Source organism: Aliiglaciecola sp. LCG003 (genome assembly GCF_030316135.1).
Taxonomy (GTDB): domain Bacteria; phylum Pseudomonadota; class Gammaproteobacteria; order Enterobacterales; family Alteromonadaceae; genus Aliiglaciecola.
The window spans coordinates 2,836,438-2,858,587 of sequence record NZ_CP128185.1; the positions used below are offsets into that span (position 1 = coordinate 2,836,438).

The 22,150-nt window shown below is 43.9% G+C and carries 24 protein-coding genes and 2 tRNA genes; 2 read left to right on the top strand and 24 right to left on the bottom strand.

The features are described 5' to 3' along the window. The first annotated feature begins 72 nt into the window (after positions 1 to 72). On the top strand, positions 73 to 969 hold the full coding sequence (locus tag QR722_RS12200) for a LytR/AlgR family response regulator transcription factor (protein WP_286283132.1): 897 nt from the start codon (positions 73 to 75) through the stop codon (positions 967 to 969). A gap of 145 nt (positions 970 to 1,114) precedes the next feature. Here the strand turns inward: QR722_RS12200 and QR722_RS12205 are convergent. The 15 genes from QR722_RS12205 to aspS all read right to left on the bottom strand — a co-directional run bounded on the left by QR722_RS12205 (position 1,115) and on the right by aspS (position 12,002). Then, positions 1,115 to 1,190: transfer RNA gene (locus QR722_RS12205), tRNA-Lys, on the bottom strand. 166 nt (positions 1,191 to 1,356) lie between these two features. Further along, positions 1,357 to 1,432 (bottom strand) — tRNA-Lys (locus tag QR722_RS12210). Positions 1,433 to 1,606: 174 nt separating this feature from the next. After that, positions 1,607 to 2,380, bottom strand: a complete 774-nt coding sequence (ybgF, locus tag QR722_RS12215) for a tol-pal system protein YbgF (RefSeq protein ID WP_286287661.1) — start codon at positions 2,378 to 2,380, stop codon at positions 1,607 to 1,609. Between the two features lie 12 nt (positions 2,381 to 2,392). Then, positions 2,393 to 2,959, bottom strand: coding sequence for a peptidoglycan-associated lipoprotein Pal (gene pal / locus QR722_RS12220; protein ID WP_286283133.1), 567 nt, complete (start codon positions 2,957 to 2,959; stop codon positions 2,393 to 2,395). 48 nt (positions 2,960 to 3,007) lie between these two features. Further along, a complete protein-coding gene (gene tolB, locus QR722_RS12225) occupies positions 3,008 to 4,363 on the bottom strand; it encodes a Tol-Pal system beta propeller repeat protein TolB (RefSeq protein WP_286283134.1) in 1,356 nt (451 codons plus the stop codon). Between the two features lie 5 nt (positions 4,364 to 4,368). Beyond that, positions 4,369 to 5,247 (bottom strand): cell envelope integrity protein TolA, encoded by an 879-nt coding sequence (gene tolA / locus QR722_RS12230; protein ID WP_286283135.1) that lies wholly within the window; start codon positions 5,245 to 5,247, stop codon positions 4,369 to 4,371. An 8-nt stretch (positions 5,248 to 5,255) separates the two neighbouring features. After that, positions 5,256 to 5,678, bottom strand: a complete 423-nt coding sequence (gene tolR / locus QR722_RS12235) for a protein TolR (protein ID WP_286283136.1) — start codon at positions 5,676 to 5,678, stop codon at positions 5,256 to 5,258. Positions 5,679 to 5,686: 8 nt separating this feature from the next. Then, complete coding sequence (gene tolQ / locus QR722_RS12240) at positions 5,687 to 6,373, bottom strand: protein TolQ (protein ID WP_286283137.1); 687 nt, start codon at positions 6,371 to 6,373, stop codon at positions 5,687 to 5,689. After that, the gene (gene ybgC, locus QR722_RS12245) at positions 6,363 to 6,767 is read right to left on the bottom strand and encodes a tol-pal system-associated acyl-CoA thioesterase (RefSeq protein ID WP_286283138.1); all 405 of its coding nucleotides are present in this window, start codon (positions 6,765 to 6,767) and stop codon (positions 6,363 to 6,365) included. The genes tolQ and ybgC overlap by 11 nt, the downstream gene beginning before the upstream one ends. A gap of 350 nt (positions 6,768 to 7,117) precedes the next feature. Then, complete coding sequence (locus tag QR722_RS12250) at positions 7,118 to 7,399, bottom strand: hypothetical protein (RefSeq protein ID WP_286283139.1); 282 nt, start codon at positions 7,397 to 7,399, stop codon at positions 7,118 to 7,120. Between the two features lie 91 nt (positions 7,400 to 7,490). Beyond that, a complete protein-coding gene (gene ruvB, locus QR722_RS12255) occupies positions 7,491 to 8,501 on the bottom strand; it encodes a Holliday junction branch migration DNA helicase RuvB (protein ID WP_286283140.1) in 1,011 nt (336 codons plus the stop codon). Positions 8,502 to 8,580: 79 nt separating this feature from the next. Next, positions 8,581 to 9,207, bottom strand: a complete 627-nt coding sequence (gene ruvA, locus QR722_RS12260) for a Holliday junction branch migration protein RuvA (RefSeq protein WP_286283141.1) — start codon at positions 9,205 to 9,207, stop codon at positions 8,581 to 8,583. 59 nt (positions 9,208 to 9,266) lie between these two features. Continuing rightward, positions 9,267 to 9,788, bottom strand: coding sequence for a crossover junction endodeoxyribonuclease RuvC (ruvC, locus tag QR722_RS12265; RefSeq protein ID WP_286283142.1), 522 nt, complete (start codon positions 9,786 to 9,788; stop codon positions 9,267 to 9,269). Further along, entirely contained in the window at positions 9,779 to 10,234 is a 456-nt protein-coding gene (gene nudB, locus QR722_RS12270; protein WP_286283143.1) for a dihydroneopterin triphosphate diphosphatase, read from the bottom strand. Before nudB ends, ruvC begins: the two co-directional genes overlap by 10 nt. 1 nt (position 10,235) lies before the next feature. After that, complete coding sequence (gene aspS, locus QR722_RS12275) at positions 10,236 to 12,002, bottom strand: aspartate--tRNA ligase (RefSeq protein ID WP_286283144.1); 1,767 nt, start codon at positions 12,000 to 12,002, stop codon at positions 10,236 to 10,238. 177 nt (positions 12,003 to 12,179) lie between these two features. On the opposite strand from aspS, the gene QR722_RS12280 reads away from it, so the two are divergent. After that, positions 12,180 to 13,058, top strand: a complete 879-nt coding sequence (locus tag QR722_RS12280) for a DUF72 domain-containing protein (RefSeq protein WP_286283145.1) — start codon at positions 12,180 to 12,182, stop codon at positions 13,056 to 13,058. A 57-nt stretch (positions 13,059 to 13,115) separates the two neighbouring features. Here QR722_RS12280 and QR722_RS12285 read toward each other — a convergent pair whose 3' ends face one another. The 9 genes from QR722_RS12285 to QR722_RS12325 form a co-directional block, all read right to left on the bottom strand. Beyond that, on the bottom strand, positions 13,116 to 14,471 hold the full coding sequence (locus tag QR722_RS12285; protein ID WP_286283146.1) for a sigma 54-interacting transcriptional regulator: 1,356 nt from the start codon (positions 14,469 to 14,471) through the stop codon (positions 13,116 to 13,118). After that, the gene (locus QR722_RS12290) at positions 14,468 to 15,055 is read right to left on the bottom strand and encodes a hypothetical protein (protein WP_286283147.1); all 588 of its coding nucleotides are present in this window, start codon (positions 15,053 to 15,055) and stop codon (positions 14,468 to 14,470) included. Before QR722_RS12290 ends, QR722_RS12285 begins: the two co-directional genes overlap by 4 nt. Beyond that, complete coding sequence (locus QR722_RS12295) at positions 15,052 to 16,458, bottom strand: sensor histidine kinase (RefSeq protein WP_286283148.1); 1,407 nt, start codon at positions 16,456 to 16,458, stop codon at positions 15,052 to 15,054. The genes QR722_RS12290 and QR722_RS12295 overlap by 4 nt, the downstream gene beginning before the upstream one ends. 123 nt (positions 16,459 to 16,581) lie before the next feature. Then, entirely contained in the window at positions 16,582 to 16,845 is a 264-nt protein-coding gene (locus QR722_RS12300) for an EF-hand domain-containing protein (protein WP_286283149.1), read from the bottom strand. Between the two features lie 413 nt (positions 16,846 to 17,258). Further along, positions 17,259 to 17,717, bottom strand: a complete 459-nt coding sequence (locus QR722_RS12305; RefSeq protein ID WP_286283150.1) for a tellurite resistance TerB family protein — start codon at positions 17,715 to 17,717, stop codon at positions 17,259 to 17,261. Positions 17,718 to 17,859: 142 nt separating this feature from the next. Beyond that, positions 17,860 to 18,927 carry an ABC transporter ATP-binding protein gene (locus QR722_RS12310; RefSeq protein WP_286283151.1) on the bottom strand — a complete coding sequence of 356 codons (1,068 nt, stop codon included), beginning with the start codon at positions 18,925 to 18,927 and terminating at the stop codon, positions 17,860 to 17,862. 5 nt (positions 18,928 to 18,932) lie between these two features. Then, the gene (locus QR722_RS12315; RefSeq protein WP_286283152.1) at positions 18,933 to 20,522 is read right to left on the bottom strand and encodes an ABC transporter permease; all 1,590 of its coding nucleotides are present in this window, start codon (positions 20,520 to 20,522) and stop codon (positions 18,933 to 18,935) included. Between the two features lie 77 nt (positions 20,523 to 20,599). Then, the gene (locus QR722_RS12320; RefSeq protein WP_286283153.1) at positions 20,600 to 21,616 is read right to left on the bottom strand and encodes a Fe(3+) ABC transporter substrate-binding protein; all 1,017 of its coding nucleotides are present in this window, start codon (positions 21,614 to 21,616) and stop codon (positions 20,600 to 20,602) included. 86 nt (positions 21,617 to 21,702) lie between these two features. Further along, entirely contained in the window at positions 21,703 to 22,149 is a 447-nt protein-coding gene (locus tag QR722_RS12325; protein WP_286283154.1) for a GNAT family N-acetyltransferase, read from the bottom strand. Position 22,150: the final 1 nt, after the last annotated feature.

Here is a 22,150-nt window from a genome sequence, read left to right on the forward strand (position 1 = left end):
GTAATATTTAACGGATTACTGAGTAAAAAACACAGCCTAGAGTGGGGCTATGGATGATATGAGGGATAAGCGGTGGCATTTGGGGATAATTCATTTCAACTTTGGTTAGCACGGTTTGAAAAACACAAATTTGTATTCACCTTTGGGCTAATTGGCCTCTACCTTTTTACCAATAACAGCATTAATGCCACCAGTGTTTTAATGGAGCACAGTCGTGGCGGACAATTATCTATTTCCATCTGGGAACCTTTTGCATGGGAATACACAAGTGCATTAAGTACCTTTTTATTACTCCCTGCCATGTTTGCTGTGTTCAGACGATTTCCGCCACGCTTTTCCCATATACCCAAACAGATCCTGATCCATTTGCTCGCCGCGACGCTTTTTTCTATCGCCCACGTGTTATTGATGGTGATGTTTAGAGAAATCATCTATTTTTTTGCTGGCGGAAACTATGACTTTGCACCTTGGCTGCGAGAGTTTTGGTATGAATATCGAAAAGATATTTGGGGATACATAACTTGGTTGGTGCTCCACCAACTCGTAATAGCCCTGTACGGCCGTTTAAAAGGAGAGGCAAGCCTTATTAAGGATGAGGCCCAAGAGTCCCAGCAGGACGATTCTACGAGCAGCAATAGTGCCGCGCCCCATCACCTGTTGGTTAAAAAGCTTGATAAGGAGTTTTTAGTTAAAGTAACAGAGGTTGAATGGCTTGAATCAGCAGGCAACTATGTCAACCTCTATCAAGGTGGCCGGATCTACCCTTTGCGAGGCACTCTAGGCAATACACTACAACGCATTGAGTCGATGGGGTTTAGTCGTATACATAGAAGTCACGGCGTCAATCATGCAGCTATTGATAATATTCAGTATGCGGCCAGCGGTGATGGTGTGGTGACTCTCAAATCTGGCAAACAGCTGGCCATATCAAGACGCTACAAAAGCGACTTCAAGGAAGCCCTCAGCTAAAGAGAGATCAAGAGTAGATCAAGAGGGTCAGAGTAACTTGAAAACGGCAAAGAAAGATCAAGTTACTCTGACCCTCTTGATCGCTGTAAGACGCTAGGATGTTTAAGACAGTTTAGTTAAGTTTGGGAATTTGTTGATGATTAGATGGTGGGTCGTGCTGGATTCGAACCAGCGACCAATTGATTAAAAGTCAACTGCTCTACCAACTGAGCTAACGACCCATCTAATTGAAGCTTACCAATGTCAGAATTTAGGATGAGCCTAAATTCTGTCGAAGTCCTGTTCTTTACCCTTATCGGGTTATGCTTAGCATATTCAAATTTGCGTCCTGCAAAGTTGTCGAAGGTTTTAAGGATTATTTGACAACTAGTCGTATAATCCTGAAAGTGGTGGGTCGTGCTGGATTCGAACCAGCGACCAATTGATTAAAAGTCAACTGCTCTACCAGCTGAGCTAACGACCCTCTTTCAGTGTTGTTGCTTACCTCCTGCAACGGCGGCATATAATACTCAAATATCGTCAGGGCGCAACCTCTAATTTGAGAAATATACGAACTATTTAACTGTTTGCTGCTTTTATACCCAAGGTTAAGTGAAATTTAACTTTTACTTAACTTAAGTGGTTATTTTTATAGCGATTAATTGAGCGATTTTAATCTAGCATCTGCCAATTTACTGGCCGACGAATTAGGATATTCATCTAAAACTTGTTGAAATAATTGCTTGGCTCTGGCCAAATTATCGCGTTTTTGTGCAACTACACCTAATTTGAACAAAGCATCACCACGTTTAGTTGAATCAGGATAACCACTCAATAAAATTTGGAATTGCTCACCTGCCCCAACCCAATCCTGTTTATTAAACAGTAATTGACCTAACCAATAATGGGCGTTGGGTGCATAACTAGAATTGGGATAAAGCTGGATGAAAGACTGGAACAACGGAATCGCTTGATCATATTCTTTGTCACGCAGTATAAGATTCACCGCCCGATCATAGGCCTCGCTTTCGCTCATATTAGTCGCACTAGGCACCTGAGAAGACGCCACACTGTCCACGGACGCTGAGCTAACGGATTGGCCAGAAACAGGTAAACTGGCAGTCTGAGCGCTGATAGCGGCAACTCTGCGGTCAATTTCAAGGTACAGCTCACGCTGTCGCTCTAAAATCTTTTCCAGTTGGTGATTATGCAACTCTAATGTACCACGCATCTCGCTCACATCAGATTGCATTTCATCTAACTGCTGCTGCACCCGATGCTGCATATCACTGCGCGTTTGTGCGATACGCTCAAGCACTGCTACTCGTTGCTCCAAAGAGCCGTCATTCAAGTCTGATACAGGCGCAGGAGCCGCATTAACTGCGGCTCCACTGACCAGTAAAAGACTAATCGCTACATTGCGTTTAATCATCATTACCTAATCTTATTGATAAACCAAAATACCACGGCGGTTTTGTGCAAAAGCAGATTCTGACGAACCACTTACCGCTGGTTTCTCTTCACCGTAAGACACAACACTCATTTGTGACGCACTTACACCTGAATTCATTAAATAAGTTTGCACAGACTTGGCTCTGCGTTCACCCAGTGCAATATTGTATTCCGGTGTACCACGGTGATCGCAGTGACCTTCAATAACAATAGACTGGCTAGGATTTTTTGCTAAATAATCGGCGTGTTTTTCTAACACTGCATAGGCAGCAGAAGATAGGTTTGACGTATCAAAATCAAAGTATACAACTTGATCTTGTTGCAAAGTGGCAAGATCGTTTTGACGCATCTCTTCAAGCTTCATTCTACGATCTTCAAGTACTTTGGCTTCAGCTGCTTGCTGTGCATCACGGGCTTGTCTTTCGACTTCCGCTTGAGTCGCCGCCGCTGCACGGGCTTCTTCTTCGCTAAGAGTTTTATTATCTGTTGAAGTACACGCCATCATGGTTAACACTGGCAGTGCAATCAATAACCCTCTACATAATTTTTTAAGTTGCATTTCTTTAGTCCTTCTCATTTTTAGAAATTTATATTCGTGTTTGAATTATTATAAAAATGGTGACCAGCTAGGTGACTTTACCTGCCCGTCTGACACCGGCAATCTTGCCTTGAACCTTCCATCGAGAGACACTAATGACAACACTTGCTTTCCTTCATGCAGCGTACTGTATATTATCATACTGCCATTAGGTGCAATACTCGGCGATTCATCCAAAAAGGTTTTGGTAAGAACCAACATATTTCCAGAATCAATACCTTGTTTAGAAATATGATAGTTTCCTCTGGTGCGGTTTACCATGACCATCTGACTACCGTCAGGTGTGTAGGTTCCCCCCAGGTTCATATCCCCTTCAAAAGTAACTCGCCTAGTCTTGCCTGAAGCTAAATTTACTCGATAAATCTGAGGTTTACCACCCCGTTCTGAACTAAAAATCAAATGTTTACCATCCGGAGACCAACTGGGTTCAGTATCGATTGCACGATTTCGAGTGATTTGTCGTAACTGCTTAGAAGCAATATCCATAATGTAAATTTCTGGATTACCATCTTTTGACAACACCATAGCTAGTTGCTTGCCATCAGGGGAAAACGCTGGTGCACCATTGATTCCTGGAAAATCCGTCACCAAAGTGCGACTCGATGTATAGATATCTTGAATATAGATTTGCGGTTTTTTCTGCTCGAAGGACACATACGCCAACTGCCGACCATTAGGAGACCAAGTAGGTGACATGAGCGGCTCGTTGGAACGCAGCAATACCGTTTCATTTTCACCATCATAATCGGCCACTACCAATTGAAAAGGCTTACTTTCAGTGGCTGCATCGCGCACAATGACATAAGCGATTTGTGTTAAGAAAGCGCCTTTTTCGCCGGTTAATTTCTCATACACTATATCGCTGATGCGATGGGCATACTGACGGAATTGGTCACCCCTTATCACCATGTTCCACTCATCTAAGATATGATCGCGACTGGCAACTAACTTACCGTCGCTTAAGGCTTGGGTGCGTCCGCCGGTGATCTGTCCTCGAAGGACGTCAACTAATTGCAACGATACTTTAAATTGATCTGTACCTTGCTGTTCAATATGGCCGATTAATACCGCCTCTGCGCCAGCTTCAACCCAGCGACCATAATCCATATCCGCGTCGCTATTTGGCGCCTGTGGTAATTTGTCTTGGGCGATGGCAAAGAACTTACCACTGCGGGTGAGATCCGCTGCAACCACTTCATGGATGCTGCTGGGCAATACCGTACCTGGGCTTAAATGAAATGGAACTATTCCTACCGGGCGGGCAAAATTGACGCCTTCGGTAATGTAAATCTCTAATGAAGCACTCGAAACTGCTGAGAAGCTCAGCAGCATACAACTTGCCAATACTCTAATAATTTTTTTCATCAAATTTAAAAACCAAAGTTAAATGTTATATCTTTTAATTCATTGTAGACCTCAGGGTCTGAGGACATAGGTAACTCCCCTGCTCGTCGCACCGCCTGCTCGCCGGTTAAGCATACTCGCTTGTCACCGCCCAAGGTTTGCACTGAAATCACAAAGCCTGTGGTCGATAAGCGAATTTGGATCCGACAGGTTTTACCTTTCATTGAATCATCATAATTCCAATTCTGGACAATCTTAGCTTCTATCCACGCTTGGTATTTTTGCACCTCGGTCAAAACAAACCGTTGTCTTTGTTGGTTACGCACCGCCTGCTGAGCTTGCTCCGCTTCTAGCTGTTCTTGCATTAAACGCTCCAACTCTTTGCGCTCTTGCTCCTCTTGTTTCTTACGTTGCGCTAGCTGTTTAGCACGCTCTTCTGCTTCTTGCTTTTCACGGGCCTTGCGTTCCCGTTCCTCAGCGGCCTTACGTTCAAGTTCGCGAGCTTGACGCTCCTGCTCTTGTTGCTCGGCTTGCTGCTGTTCTTTACGTTGCTTTTCTTTAGCAGCTATAGCAGCTTGCTCGCGCCGCTTTTTATCTTCAATCTGACGGCGTTTTTTATCTGCTTCGTCACGAATGCGTTTGGCAGCTTCATCTTTGCGGCGCTGCTCATCACGAATTTTTTTTAACTCTTTTTGCCGTTGTGCTTCTTTTGCTTGCTCGATTTTATTCAGTTGCTCATTGATCGTTTTCGCATCGACCACCACCGCTTGAATTGGCGCGAAATCGGGCGACTGAAGACTCACCGGCTTGGGCAATGAATGAAAATCCACACTTATCAACAAAAATACAGCGAGTACGCCGTGCAATGCCAGCGAGATAGAAAGCGCAGAGCCAAACTTAGACATCTTGCCCCCTACTGCTCTGGTGATTCAGTCATCAAACCGACAGAAGGCACCCCTGCACGTTGCAGCAATACCATCAACTGCACTACCTTATTGTAGGGAACCGCACCATCACCTTTAACAACCACAGGTGTGTTAGGTTCCTTTTTGATCTGTTGCGCCACTATTACCGCTAGATCCGCAGCGGACATAGCTACATCTTGGCTGTCACCCACATTGATAAAATATTCACCGGCAGCATTCACTGAGGCAATAATAGGTGGCTTGGCCTCTTCCGACAGCGATTCGGCTTGGGCTTTGGGTAAGTCCACTTTTACACCTTGGGTCACCAGTGGTGCTGTGACCATAAAAATGATCAGCAACACCAACATGACATCAATGTAAGGAACAACATTTATTTCGGAGACAGGACGGCGCCTTTTTCTTTCATACATAAACGTACCTAGGCGTTGTCAGTGCGTTGATTTAAAGTTTGACGATGTAAAATACTGGAAAACTCTTCCATAAAATTACCGTAGCTATTCTCTAACTTCTCTACCTGATTACTGAATCTGTTATAGGCAATAACCGACGGAATGGCTGCAAACAAGCCCATTGCCGTAGCAATTAGCGCTTCTGCGATACCCGGTGCGACCATGGCAAGGGTAGCCTGTTGCACTTCACCCAGCGCGATAAAGGAATTCATGATCCCCCAAACTGTTCCAAACAAACCAATATACGGGCTAATTGAACCTGCCGTTGCGAGGAAAGATAAGTTGGCTTCCAGATTATCTACCTCGCGAGATAAGGAGACTCGCATCGCACGATGTGTGCCTTCCATCAAGGTCTCGGTGGATGAGTCTGATTTACGTAAGCGCACAAACTCTTTAAAGCCTGCGCAGAATAAACTTGCCATGCCCTGAACAGACTGACGGGCCGATAACTCTTGGTAAAGCTGATTCAAATCCACACCCGACCAGAATTTATCTTCGAACTTTTTGGTTTCAGTTTTCGCTTGTCCCAGCACTTTTACCCGCTGAATAATGAAGGTCCAAGACACCACCGATGTCGCCAAAAGTAACAACATAACCAATTGCACAAGCAAACTTGCCTGTAAGAACAGATCAAAAAATGACAAATTAGATGACACCTGAGATTTCCCCTAAAATAAACTTCGGAATAGCGATGGGCTTCATTCTAGCTAGATCCACACATGCTACTCGTATCTGCGCATTGACCAAAGTTATTTGGTTTGCATTTTTTATTGTTTGTTTGAACGTCATGCTAGCACGTTTCAATTCAATTAATTCGCTGTAAACATGCAACATATCATCGAATTTTGCCGCAGCTAGATTGTCCATTTCAACCCGTTTGACGACAAAACCGATAGATTGTTCCAATAAACTTTGTTGTTCTATGGCAAAACTTCTTAACCACTCGGTTCTAGCTCGCTCCAAGAACTTTAAATAGTTTGCATAATAAACGATGCCACCGGCGTCGGTGTCTTCGTAATACACTCTGATTTTATGTATGTGTGTAGCCATTTTATACCCAAAGAGTCATTTATTCAGATTATCTGCCCGCCTTGATAAACTGCATATTTATGCAATATGAATCTATACTACATGGGCGAGCCATGATTGATTCCGACCTTAATTTATACAGCCAACAAGCTATTTATCGTGTTTTCTATTAGTGTTTTGATAAGTTCGAACCTAGAATTAAGCCAAAACTCATATATTCATGCATTCAACTTGCATACTTTTTCAAAGCGGACAATTCTGACCACAATTAATTTAATCTAAAATTAACAAAAAACAATCATAATTTATTACATTAAACTTTGCATCTACTGTTTTTAAAAGCCTAAGCGCAAGATCGAAATCAAGATAAATTACAGACCCATTAGTTTTTCTAATTCGAAACAGCAATTTATTTCAGTTGCCGATTTTTCCCACGTCGCTAGAATACGCCTCGTTCTCTGGACTAACGCAAAGACATTTTTTCTTGCACCAGTCAGATAATGTTCCTTTGTTTTAAACATATTTGTTCCCTGGAATTTTCCTTTCCAAACACTTGTTGCTTTGCCCGCGTTTTTCGCGGGCTTTTTTTTGCGTATTTTTTGAAAATGACTAACGCCAGATAGTTGATTGACGGTGGCTGAAATCCACTGCACCAACAGCCCTTCACATCAAAGCAATAATAAGGGCGAGACCAGTAGTGAGCAATTTCAATTGAACGACTTATTAGCAACTTAGAATAGGCCGCTATGCCTGTGGATTATAATCTTGGCCGAAGTGCAAGAAAGCCCGTTGTGAGGCAATGCGACCCCGTGGTGTGCGTTGCAAAAAACCCTGTTGAATGAGAAAGGGTTCAATTACATCTTCGATAGTATCTTTTTCCTCACCAATAGCCGCTGCTAGGTTGTCTAACCCTACTGGGCCGCCCATAAACTTTTCGATGATGGTCATCAATAATTTACGGTCCATGTAATCAAAACCTTCTTTATCCACATCCAACATATCCAAGGCTTGGGCGGCAACATCTTGGCTGATGTCGCCATTGGCTCTTATTTCAGCAAAATCACGGACACGACGTAATAAACGATTGGCAATACGTGGTGTACCTCTAGAGCGTCTGGCAATCTCTAACGCGCCTTCTTCACCCATAGATAAATTCAGATAATTTGCTGAGCGCCGCACAATCTGGGTCAGATCTTTTACGTTATAAAATTCTAAACGCTGCACGATGCCAAACCGGTCACGCAGTGGTGAGGTCAAAGAGCCTGCTCGGGTGGTAGCGCCAATTAAGGTAAATGGCGGCAGATCGAGTTTTATCGAGCGCGCTGCCGGTCCTTCACCAATCATGATGTCTAACTGATAATCCTCCATTGCCGGATAAAGAATTTCTTCTACCACAGGACTTAGACGATGGATTTCATCGATAAACAACACATCGTTTTCATCTAAATTGGTGAGTAGTGCGGCTAAATCACCGGCTTTTTCCAGAATCGGCCCCGAGGTGGTTTTAATATTCACCCCCATTTCATTGGCAACTATGTTGGCCAAGGTAGTTTTGCCTAATCCTGGCGGGCCAAAAATCAGTAGATGATCTAACGCATCTTGGCGATTACGGGCGGCTTGGATGAAAATATCCATTTGTTCGCACACATGATCTTGCCCAGTGTAATCCGCCAACATCTTGGGTCGAATGGCACGGTCAATGATTTCATCTTCACTGCTGGCTATGGGTTGGATCAGACGATCTGCTTCTATCATGAAAACTTCTACTTGCTCTTTTAGTGTGTTTTTATACAGTAAATTACAACGTTAGTACAGACTTGTTGTATCACAACCTCTAGGACGCTAATGATCGTAAAGCGTCACGGATCACATCTTCACTTGATACTCCTTCGCGAAATACCGAATTAACCACTTTGGCAGCATGCACTGGCTTGTAGCCTAATGCGACCAGCGCACTCAATGCATCTTCTTTAACATCACTGGTCAGAATTAAACTTTGGCTGTCACCGTCTACCTGCATCGAGGGTAAGTGGGCCGCGCCATCACCCTGCTCCGACAATTTTTTCAGCCTATCACGCATTTCAATAATCAAACGTTCTGCGGTTTTCTTACCTACCCCAGGTAATTTAACCAAGCCGGTGTAATCATCTTGGCTAACACAGGTAATAAACTGCGACGCTGACATGCCAGATAATATAGTTAATGCTAACTTAGGGCCTACGCCATTGACTTTAATCAATTCTCGAAACAAGGCACGTTCAGATTTGTCAGCGAAACCAAAGAGTAACTGGGCATCTTCTCTTACCACAAAATGAATATAAACAATGGCTTCTTGACCAACCTCTGGCAATTGATAGAAGCTTGTCATCGGTAATTGTACTTCATAGCCGACACCACCCGCTTCAATCAAAATATCTGGTGGTTGCTTTTCGAGTAATAACCCTCTGATCCGTCCAATCATGCTTATTTCCTGTTATTTATTAGTTTACTAGGGTCAGGTGCAATGGTTCAGAACAACTATTATCGAAGTCGTCCACGCACAGTTTTTTTGGCTTGGCCGGCAAGTTTCAGCAAGTTTTGATGTGTATGACCATGGCACAAAGCCACTGCCAGTGCATCGGCCGCATCGGCTTGGGGTGTACTTGCCAGTTTCAGCAAGTAAGTGACCATATGCTGCACTTGGGTTTTATCTGCTGAGCCTTTGCCAACGACGCTTTGCTTAATTTGTCGGGCTGAATATTCAGCAATTCGTAGCTTAGATTGGGTAGCCGCCACAATCGCCGCACCGCGGGCCTGGCCTAATTTAAGTGCTGAATCAGGGTTTTTTGCCATGAAAACCTGTTCGATGGCAAATTCATTGGGTTGAAACTGCAATATGATTTCACTGACGCCATTAAAAATCTGATCCAAACGGGGCCCAAGCTCATCACCCTGCATACGAATACAACCACTTCCAAGGTAACTAAATTTATTGCCTACTTGCTTGATCACGCCATAGCCGGTGATCCTCGAGCCAGGATCTATGCCGAGAATTATCGACATCTTTGCTCACCAGCATCGGGCACAAATTTTATAATGGCAGCTCTATTGGTGTCAGACCAAACTTTATCTATTGCTTGGTGTTTATCTAACCATTGATAAGACAAATGCTCTGTTAGCTTAATCACTTCGTCTCCTGTGACCTGCAAGGCAAATACATATTCGGTATTGTAACGACAATTCGGAGGATAGCGATGACGCCAAATATCTCTAATCACATATTGATTGGTGCAGCCACAGTCGATGAGCTGCAAGCTATGTGTTTCGATATGAATGCCGGTTTCTTCGGCAACTTCACGACTGGCGGTTTCCCACGGCAGCTCATTGTGCTCTAGGGTGCCGGTCACGCTTTGCCAAAAATCTGGGTCATCTTGACGCTGCAACACTAATACTCGTGAAGCAGCATCATAAATAACAATGAGCACAGATTCGGGACGGCGAAACGCCATATTAATCCGCTTTCTTGGTAACCGTAGTGGCGATAGCCAATTCTTTTAACTGCTCAGGATTAGCTTCACTGGGCGCGTTGGTTAAAGGACAGGCAGCGGTGGTAGTTTTCGGGAATGCCATTACATCACGAATAGAAGTAGCACCTGTCATAAGCATTACTAAGCGGTCTAAACCGAAAGCTAAACCTGCATGGGGCGGCGCACCAAACTTAAGAGCTTCAAGTAAGAAGCCAAATTTCAGTTGGGCCTCTTCATCACTAATACCAAGTAATCTGAATACTTCAGCTTGCATATCTTGACTGTGGATACGTACCGAACCACCGCCTAACTCAACGCCATTCAATACCATGTCATAGGCATTTGAAATAGCCGTAGCTGGATCCTCAGCCAATTGCTGTGGCGTCATATCCCGTGGTGCGGTGAACGGATGATGAAGTGCGTGGAACTGACCATCGAATTCTTCAAACATGGGGAAATCAATCACCCACAATGGTTTCCACTGACCTTCTAATAAGTCCAGGTCTTCACCTAGCTTCAGTCTTAACGCGCCTAATGCTTCGGTCACGACATTGTTAGCATCGGCACCAAACAAGATGATATCGCCGTCTTTAGCTTCACAGCGTTCAACAATTGCCATGGCAACCGGTTCGGATAAAAACTTAAGAATAGGAGACTGTAAACCGTCCATGCCCGCAGACAAGTCATTTACTTTCATCCATGCCAAACCTTTGGCACCATAAATACCAACGAAACTTCCGTAGTCGTCAATATTCTTACGTGACAATTTGGCGCCACCAGGCACTTTAATCACCGCAACACGACCATTGTCATCATTGGCAGGGCCGGCGAATACTTTAAATTCAACGTCTTTAAGTAAATCAGCAACGTCAACCAATTCCAGCGGGTTACGCAGGTCTGGTTTATCACTACCAAAACGACGCATAGCTTCTGCATAAGTCATATGGGGGAAATCACCTAATTCAACATCTAACATCTTGTTGAATAAATCGCGGATCAAACCTTCGGTGATAGTCATCACGCCCTGGGCATCTAAAAAGGTGGTTTCGATATCGATTTGAGTGAATTCAGGTTGACGGTCTGCGCGCAGATCTTCATCACGGAAACATTTAACGATTTGATAGTAACGATCCATGCCCGACATCATCAGCAATTGCTTGAACAGCTGGGGTGATTGGGGAAGCGCAAAGAACTCGCCTTTGTGGGTGCGACTCGGAACTAAATAGTCTCGCGCACCTTCAGGTGTTGCTTTGGTCAAAATTGGTGTTTCGATATCTAGAAAACCTTGATTTTCTAAATAACTGCGTACTGAACTGGTCACTTTAGCGCGAAACTTCAATCTGTCGCTCATCAAGGGACGACGCAAATCAAGGTAGCGATACTTTAGTCGCTGTTCTTCAGAATTTTCTTGGTTCCAATCCAATGGCAGCGCGGCTGATTTATTCAAAATAGTCAGCTCTTTACCTAAAATTTCAATCTCGCCAGTAGACATATCTTGATTTATTTGGCCTTCAGGACGAGCTCTGACCAGACCGGAAATTTGCACACAAAATTCACTGCGTAAACTGTTAGCCAGTTCGAATACATCTTTCAAATCAGGATCATAAACAACCTGCACTATCCCTTCTCTATCACGCAGATCAAGAAAGATTACACCGCCCAAATCTCGACGTTTATTTACCCAGCCACAAAGTGTGACTTCTTGACCAATAAATTTTGCATTAATGTTGCCGCAGTAATCTGTGCGCATGTATAGCCTCTGTTGCTTGGATCCCTAGTCTTGATACACTAACTGGCACCCGCAGTGAAATTTCTGTTAAATCACAGGATTAAAGCCGCATAGTATAAACAAAACCGTGTCATTGCACACTGTTGAAATAACATTTTGTGGGCTAAAATCACCTTATAATTGGGACTTTGTAGAAAAATGCAGCAACCTCAGACAACACTTAATTATGGCTGCCCGATGTGGAGTCATCCGCAATGGTTCGGCACCTTGTATGCAAACTCGGCCAGTCGCCAACATCCGTTGCGAAGTTATCAGAGCTGGTTCAACAGTGTTGAGGGCAATACCAGCTTTTATCAATTACCCAGTGAAGACACTATGCTCGGTTGGAAAGAACAGGTAGATGGGGGTTTTTCATTTACCTTCAAGCTTCCCCGAGACATCAGCCATAGTAAAAACCTGAACCATAATAGCGAATTATTGGCCCAGACTGTTAAACGTTTTGCCTTGCTAGAAGACCAATTAGGCTGTGTCATGTTGCAGCTTCCTAGCTCATTTGGACCCAATCGGTTCGATGAATTAAAACAATTTTTGCTCAGTTTACCCAAAGATATGCATATCGCTGTTGAGGTGCGCGACTTAGCTTGGTTTGATAAAGCTGACAATGAGTTGAGACTTAATCAGTTATTAACTCAACTGTCGATAAATCGAGTGATTATGGATACCCGAGGGCTGTTCGCTTGTCATAATCCTTCGGATACCTTGACCCTTGAGGTCCAATCGAAAAAGCCGAAAATTCCAACTCATGTGGTCGCCACCGGCAGTCGTCCAATCGTGCGCTTTGTAGGCCATCCCAATTTACATCGAAACGCTGAGTTTCTGGCCCCTTGGGTAGACAAAATCGTTGAATGGCAAAATGACAATATCAGCCCCTACATCTTTTTTCACATGCCCGACAATGCACAAGCACCTTGGCTTGCAGAGCAGTTTTTCAATCAATTAAGTCAATCATACCCAAATATCAATTCACCAAAATTCGACTTACCTAAATGTATCAATCAGCAAATGAGTATTTTCTAGCAATCGTCTGATACAAGCTGTGACCGTGGGGACACAGCTTGATTGTTGCGGTAAAAATTAAGCTGTTTCTGGTTTGAAGTCTGTGGAATGTAAGTCGTGCTTTTTCATTAGCTTATGCATATCGGTGCGATTACGCCCAGCCAATTCCGCCGCACGGGTAACATTACCGTCGGTCATCTTAAGTAGTTTGAGCAAGTAACTCTGCTCAAACGCATCACGGGCTTCAGTTAAGGTGGGCCATTTTTGTTCCGATGCCGATAGTGCCTGCTCAACCAAATGTGACGCGATAACTGAGGTTTGGGTCAATGCCACGCATTGTTCAACCACATTGACTAACTGCCTAACATTACCCGGCCAAGGCGCAGTGACCAATAATTGCATGGCATCGTCAGAGAAACGACTGACATTAACATCGTGCCGCTCGGCACTTTTCGCTAACAAGTGTCTTGCCAACAACGGAATATCTTCAGAGCGCTCGCGCAGAGAAGGCAAGGTTAAATTGACGACATTCAAGCGGTAATATAGATCTTCACGGAAATTGCCATCGACCATCTCTTTGGCCAAATTCTTGTGGGTCGCAGAGATAACGCGAACATTAATCGGAATTTGTTTACTGCCGCCAACGGGACGAATTTGCTGCTCTTGTAATGCACGCAATAGTTTGACCTGCAAGGTGATCGGCATGTCCCCTATTTCATCTAAAAATAAAGTGCCGCCATCAGCCTCTCTGAATAGGCCTTGGTGCTCATTTACCGCGCCGGTGAAAGCACCTTTGGCATGACCAAACAATTCAGATTCAAGTAAGTTTTCCGGCAAGGCCCCGCAGTTGATTGCGACAAAAGGTTTTTTGACCCGAGAGCTGGCATTATGCAATGCCTGAGCTAGGAGTTCTTTACCTGTGCCGCTGGCACCTGTTATCAATACACTGACATCCCGCTGCGCTACTCGGAAGGCTTGATCCAGCAGATGTTCCATTTGCATCGAGCGGGTAATAATTTCTTCGCACCAGGTACCTTTTTGTACACCTTGACTCTGACTGACGGCTTTGACTAACAAGTCGCGCAATGCATCGTGATCTATGGGTTTGGTCAGGAATCCAAATACGCCACGCTGAGTGGCTTCAACCGCGTCTTGAATGGTGCCATGGGCGGTCATTAATATCACTGGGATATCCCTCCGCAAGGCGACAATTTCTTCGAACAAGCTTAACCCATCCAAGCCTGGCATACGCAAATCACTAAGCACTACGTCAAAGCTTTGGGCATTGAGTAACTTTAGTGCTTCTTTGCCTCCTTCTGCAGTGGCGACCTGATAGCCTTCACCTTGCAAACGGATTGTCATGAGGCGCAGTAAACTTTCGTCGTCATCTACCAGCAATAATTTCGGTAGAGATGGTTCTTCTGCTTTACTCATTGGTTAATCCCCTCTTTCTTTTCCATCATCGAAGCCTCAATTTTTAGCAACTGATCGATCTGCTGTTGCTGTTCTTGTAGGCGTAGCTTTTGTTCATCTAATACCTTTGATTGATTGGTATTGAGTTTGGTTAGGATGGTTAAACCTGATTCCAACTCTAATAATTCTTCACTTGGCTTGTGTAGGATCACCCTAAACAGTTGCCGCATTGGACCTGACATTTGTGGAAAGATTTGCTCAGCCCAGCCCTGCGCTCGCAATCGATGCTGATAGGGCGTGCCCTTAATTTGACTGAGCAACACTTTTTTCATTAAATCAGCCGGCGAGTCACCAAGCTCATTGAGCTTGTCTAAGCGCTGTGGCCAGCTGAGCTGCTCTTGTTCAACCCAGTAATTTAGCCAATACAGTACATCACAGTTATGCTCTATCTGCTGTTGCGTTTGCTGGCTCAAACAGAAATTTTCAGCAACTAGTTCGACTTCAACTTGATTGCTAGAAGGCTCTCTATCACTGACCCCGTCAAACAGCACACAACCCGAGAGTGCAAATACACTGAATCCACTTACAACAATGAATCCTTTCATGACAGCCCCTCGCTTAAAGGCAAACTGACTCGCATACATACATCAGCGTAGTCCACATCTACTATATTAGCGGTGCCATGCATCATTCGTGCACAATCGGCAACGATAGATAGACCCAACCCCGAACCTATTACTCTGTCGTTGCGTCGATTATCCCCTCTTTTAAAGGGTTCAAATAAAGATTTTCTCAGTTCCATTGGGATCTTTTGACCTCGATTAGCTACATCCAAAACCCACATGTCGGCTTGTCTGTAGAGCTTTATATCAATGGGTCGACCGATGCTGCCATGGGCTAATGCATTGGAAACCAAATTATCCAAAATACGACGATACAGGTTGGGATCGACCAACATGGAATCGACCTTAATATCGATATTAACTTGGTTGTGATTTTGTTGAATGGCCAATGCATTATCGGTCAACACCGCAGTAAATAACTGCTTGGTGTCTGTTTTTTCATACACTGGTTTAGCCTGTTGCAATAGCAAGTTATAGTCAAGTAATTGTTCAATTAATAAATTCAACCTGTCGGTACTGCTGTTAAGTAAGGACAAAACTTCTTTTTGTTGATCGTTTAGCGGCCCCACTACACATTCAGTTAATAGTGAACAGCCTTCTTTAATGCTTGCCAACGGGGTCTTAAGTTCATGGGAGGCGTGACGCAATAATGCATGACGTAAATGTTCAAGTTGATTTAACCGGTCAGCCAACCAATGTAGTTTATATTCAACCTCAATCAGCTCTTTAGGGCCGGATTTGGAAATGCCAGGGAGGACTTCCGACTGCTTCGCAATTTCGCCAATGATGCGTTCAATCTTAGCCACCGGTGACAGAATTAACTGACTGGCAAACACGATCAAAAGCAGTGAAAAGGTCGCCAATATACCGGTGGACCATGCTTGGGTTTGTTGCACCGAATTAACGTATTCTTGTTGTTGCTCAATACGTTCGTCCAGCAGTGCATCCACCTGCTGATGGAGCTCAGCTATCGCACGGCGAAACTCCGCAAGTTGCGCGTCGAGTAATAAAGGGTCTTCTATGTTTGGATTAGTTTTGAACCATTGAACCCGATTTTCCACCGATTGGCAGGGAAACTGATCCGGCAGCTCAAAACAGACATTTTGTAATTTTTCCAGTAGCCGTTGGATGTAACTTTCTGTTAATTGCTGCAACTCTGGTTTTTTCAACACATGATACTGACGAATCAACCTTTCTACATCAATAGCAATATTTTCCATCGCACCGATTTGGCGAGCCATATCCACAGAAAATTGCGCTTCGCTGGCGGCTATTTTGGCCATTTTGGTGAGTGAACTCTGGCTATGCCACAATAATACGGCCAACGGAATCAGGGCGACAAGAAAACTCAACAGTGTAAGTTGGCGTAGAGAGCCAAATTGCATCTTCATACCTTTTAAGACTACAAGCAAGTTGGCAGTATCCTACGATAATCTACTAATTGGAACTGTTGAACCAGACAAAAAGTACAAATAAAACCGGCAAAACAAGGCATCCGCTAGTTGGACTTAATGCTCAAGTTCAACTTGAGTTAATAAAGTTGATTGAGACAATTCCTGATGGCTAATCTTGCCATCGCCATCGGTGTCTATTTTACCAAAAGATGCTAATAAAGTTGGATTTGCAACGGCTTCTCGAATGCTGATCATGCCATCTTCATCCTGATCCATTTCAGCGATTATATCGGATTGAGCCATCGCTCGGATGCTAACCACAAATTGAAGTAATCCTACGATTAGTACAAGTAATCCCATTGCCAGTGAACGTTGCATATTATTCTCTCCTTGAGTACTGAATATCATAAAATATAAAAATGGTGGCATCCTTGCCCCGTAGCACGACTTAAAGTGCTCAAAGTACTTAACCTGAAGTTGCAACGCCATCGCAGCTTATAACAAGAAGTTACGGTAAGTACTCATCATTGTGCAGTCCTTTACATAGCTGTAGGAACCAGTTACAGCTAAATCACAATTACTAACAGGATATATCAGGAACTATGCCACTTAAATATTTTATATATTTATCAATAGGTTGAGCTTGGCATACAATTTATCAAGCAGAGCACCAATAGTAATATGTACCTTTTTAGCAACATGGACTGCAGGCACTTGTATTTATCTATTGGGATCAAGGTGTTAGCCTGTATTGAAAAAACAACACCGGCCCTCAATCCCGTGTATTGCGGTTAATTAGCTTGGTTGGCGTCGATGATGGTTAGCTTAGTTTGGATAAATTCACTATGGGGAATATGTAGTAAATCTGAAATTCGGCGTATCAGATGACTTTCATGTACATCGATATGTCTATCTGCATAAGCTAGCCGCCACAACATGTGCAGTATTTTGCGTTTTTCATCGACATTGCACTGCTGATTAATAACACGAGTATATGTTTGAAAATCGACTGCATGCTTAGCTTCATGTTTAGACGCTTCTACCAGCAATTGTACAGCGTCTGGCTGCAACGAAAAGTGCCCTTCGAGCAACGCATTAAAGGCCAATTGCTCAGCTTCTTCAAATTTTTCATCTGCCCGCATAATTTCATACAGCAGTACAGCTGTGGCTAATTCAACTGTACTTTGCTGATCGTGTTGCTGTGATTGTCCAATTTGTTCCTGAAACCATTCACTAATCGCTTTTAACATGGATAGCACCTATTCGAATTAAAATACTTGTCTACTAGTAATACCGCTATGCATAGCAGAAGTTCAGTTGGCTCCGTCGGAGCGCGGAAAAAATAGGTTAAAATAGCATTTAGCTTCGCCATTTAGTTATTTTTGAATGACACTAAACAATTGAAAGATTTGAATTTTCATCGGCTGAAAACAAAATGATATGTTCTAAATCTAGACGTATTCCAATTTTCTCGCCTACTTGATGATCATGGTGACTCAGGGCTAAGCACTGCACTTGACTAAAAGGGGCGTTAGGTAATTGCAACTGGTACATGATATGTGCGCCACGGAATGATTTTGCTATCACTTCTACGCATATCGGACTGTTATCATCATGTACTATATCGTCCGGTCTGACTAACACATCCACTATGGTGTCCACCGGAGTATCATCGCCTTGGGTTAATGAAAACGTCCCCAACTCGGTTTCTAATTGGTGCAAACCTATCACCTTCCCCTTAAGAAACACCCCTTCGCCAATGAAACCTGCAACGAATTTAGTGGCCGGTCGATGATATAAATCATAGGCACTGCCCCACTGGTGCAACTCACCTTGTTGCATAACGCCTATGGCATCGGCTATTGCAAATGCTTCATGTTGGTCGTGGGTAACCATAAGCGCTGTCGTATGCTCATGCTTTAAAATATTACGTACTTGCCTCGCCAAATCTTCACGTAAATCAGCATCCAAATTGGCAAAGGGTTCATCCAATAGTAACAAGTCTGGTTTTGGCGCCATCGCTCTGGCAAGTGCAACCCGTTGCTGTTGGCCTCCGGATAGCTGATGTGGGAACTGTGATCTATGTTGAGTGAGTTCAACCAATTCTAGTAGTTCTTCAACTCGGGCAATACGCTGTTTAGGAACTAAATGACTCAAACCGAATGCCACGTTTTGCTCAACATTTAGGTGAGGAAACAATGCAAAATCTTGAAAAACAACGGCAATTTTACGTTTCTCAGGCGCGACAAAATCACTGTTACTACTCATCAACTTTTGCCTGACGTTGATCTTCCCTTGCTGAATTTTTTCAAAACCGGCGATTGCTCGTAATATGGTAGTTTTGCCACATCCAGAAGGCCCCAGCAGACAACCTATTTGTCCTTTTTCGAGTGTCAAAGACACGCTTTTTACCGCTTGGGTTTGCTTGTAAAAGACATCTATATTTTGCAGGCTTAACATGATCTCTAATGTTCTCTATTTTTATCTAACGCTCTGGATAACATAATAACCGGAATTAAGCCGGCAGCGACAATTGCCAGTGCCGGCGCTGCGGCATCCACCAGACGTTCATCTGATGCGTACTGAAATGCACTGACAGCCAGGGTATTGTAATTGAATGGACGTAAAATTAGAGTGGCGGGTAATTCCTTAAGTACATCAACAAAGACTAATAACAAGGCGCTGATGATGCTTGCGCGCATAATGGGTATATGCACCCGAAACAGAACTTTAGGGGAGGAAAGACCCATAGAGCGCGCAGCTTCATCCATACTAGGCGTGATCCTAGCCAATCCAGAGTCGACATTTTGCAAGGCCACTGAGAGAAACCGAACGGTGTAAGCCAATAATAAAGCAACTAAGGTACCGGAAAGAATTAAACCGACTGAGGTATCATAAAAGGTTTCGCTCAGGTAATTAATACCGTGATCTGCCCAACTTAACGGTAACAAGACACCCACCGCAATAACAGTCCCGGGAATAGCGTAACCTAAACTTACCGTTTGTATTTGAATACTCATAAGGGGATGACGACTTAACCGCTTCCCATAGGCAAAGACTATGGCAAGGCCAACGATCAAAACTGCTGCCACACCCGCTAAAAAGAATGAGTTCCATAGCAATTGCCAGAAGTCGTCAGAGATATAACCGTTGGAATTGGCTAACGCCCAGATCAACAATTGATAAACCGGAACAAAAAAACCTAACAGCGGCACCAGCGCACAAAGGAGCAATAGGGTTAGACCCGCGCTGGGGTTCAACTTGATCCGCGGGATAGTATCAGCCACATTGCCCCGTTGATAATAGCGTACTTTATTCCGTGACCAGCGTTCTAGCAGCAGCAAAACTAACACAAAGGTGCACAGCAGTGCGGCTAATTGTGAGGCGGCAATTTGATTACCAAGCCCAAACCAGGTGCGAAAAATTCCGGTAGTAAAGGTACTGACACCAAAATATTGCACAGTGCCATAGTCGGCGAACGCCTCCATCATGGTGAGCGCTGTGCCTGCTAATAAGGCAGGTCTTGCCATCGGCAGTGCGACTTGAATGAAATAACGCCAAGATGAGATACCCAAACTTAAACTAGCTTCTCGTAGGCTCTTGGATTGTTCCGCGAATGCGGTACGAGCCAAAATATAAACATAGGGATATAGCACTAATATCAGCATGGCTATAGCGCCTGAAAGCGAGCGGATTTCGGGAAACCAATACTCACCATAAGACCAACCAAAGTGTTCGCGTAAAGCACTTTGCAATGGCCCGGCAAAATCTAACAACCCCGTGTAAGTGTAAGCGATGATATAGGCGGGCATGGCTAGTGGCAGGACCAAAACCCATTGCAGGGTTTTTCGCCCCCAGAATTCAAACCTCACCACGCACCAAGCCAGACTGCCGCCAAGCAACAGACAACCCAGACCAACGCTAAATGCGAGCAGTAGAGAATTGACTATATAATCAGCTAGAACGGTGTCAGCGAGGTGTTTCCAGATCTCTGGTTGTGGGTCAACCAGACTGGTAAACACAACTAATACCGGAAGTCCTAACAGCCCACTCACAATGAGTAGGCTGGTGTTGAATCTATCTGGAATTATGTTTTTAAACCATTTAGATGTGAATTTTTGACCCAAGTAGGTTATTTCCAGCCTGCTTTATCCATGACTTTTAATGCTTCAGCGTTAAGCTCACCTACACGTTCTAGGGGAACGCTTTCGGCTTTAAACTCACCAAAACCTTTTAACGTTTTGCTCCACTGGACGTCTTCGCGTACCGGATATTCAAAATTAGCCTCGGCATACCAAGCTTGAGACTTCTCATTCAATAAATAGTCTAACAGTTGCTTCGCTTCTTCAGGGTTAGGAGCATTCTTGATCAACGCCGCGCCAGATATATTCACGTGAGCCCCACGACCTTGTTGATTAGGCCAAATAACCCTAACCTGTTCTGCCACACTTACCTCTGCTGGGTCGCTACTTTTCAACATACCCGCTAGATAATAGGTATTTGCAATCGCAACACTACATTGACCAGCAACCATGGCTTTAATTTGGTCTCTATCACCACCTTTAGGCGGACGAGCGAAATTCTTAACCAGCCCAGTCGCATATTTAGACGCTGCCGCCTCTCCCTCTAAATGAATCAAGGCAGCTAACATTGATTGATTGTATATATTACTAGAAGATCGGATACAAATTTGGCCCTTAAATTCAGGGTTAGTTAAATCTTCATAGCTGCTGAGGCCCTCTAAAGTAGAGTTACTCTTGGCAACCATGATAGGACGAGCACGTTTGGTTAACGCAAACCAATGGCCTTCTTGGTCTCTTAAAGCAGGCGCAACCTGTTTATCAATGGTTTCAGATGTAAACGCTTGGGTCAGACCTTGCTGTTTTGCTCTAACTAAGCGACCAGCATCTGTTGTGAGTAGAATATCAGCAGGGCTATATTTACCTTCGCTGTCAATCCGGCTAATCAGCGCATCGGCACTGCCAGTGATCAAATTCACTTTGATCCCCGTTTCTTGGCTAAAATTGTCCAACACGGGTTTTATCAAGGCTTCTTTACGTGCGGAGTATACGTTAACCTCAGCGCTGTAAGCAGAACTGCTAACAAAAGCTGCAATTGCAATAACACAATATCCAAATAACTTTCGCATAATTTCCCATAGGGTTAGTTAAGATAAGGCGATCTTACCGTTATTGATAATAATTCTCAATAGCAATTAGAAATTGAACAATCGCTCTATTTTGATTCATACATAAAGTAATGGCTCTGGCCCATACCAAGCTTTTCATAGGTTGCTTGAGCTATAACATTTTCTTTTTCAACATAGAGCCTGTAGCCACACACACCATCGGTTTGTTCAGCCAACTCTTGAACTTTTTGATAAAGCATGGAGTAAATCCCTGTGCGACGATTTTCCGGGCGAACGTATACGCTTTGCACCCACCAAAATTGACTGTTGCGCCAATCGCTCCACTCATAGGTGACCATCAGGCTTCCTGCAATCTCGCCATCTTGTTGTTCTGCAACTAAATAAAAACCTTTATTGCTATCACTCAACATCGCAGAAACGCCGGAAGTTAATATGTCTGTATCCAAGGCTTTACCTTCGGTCTCTTGTGCCATAGCTTGATTAAAGCCCACTAAGGCTTGTAAGTCGTTTGGTTGGGCTTGTCTTATTATCACA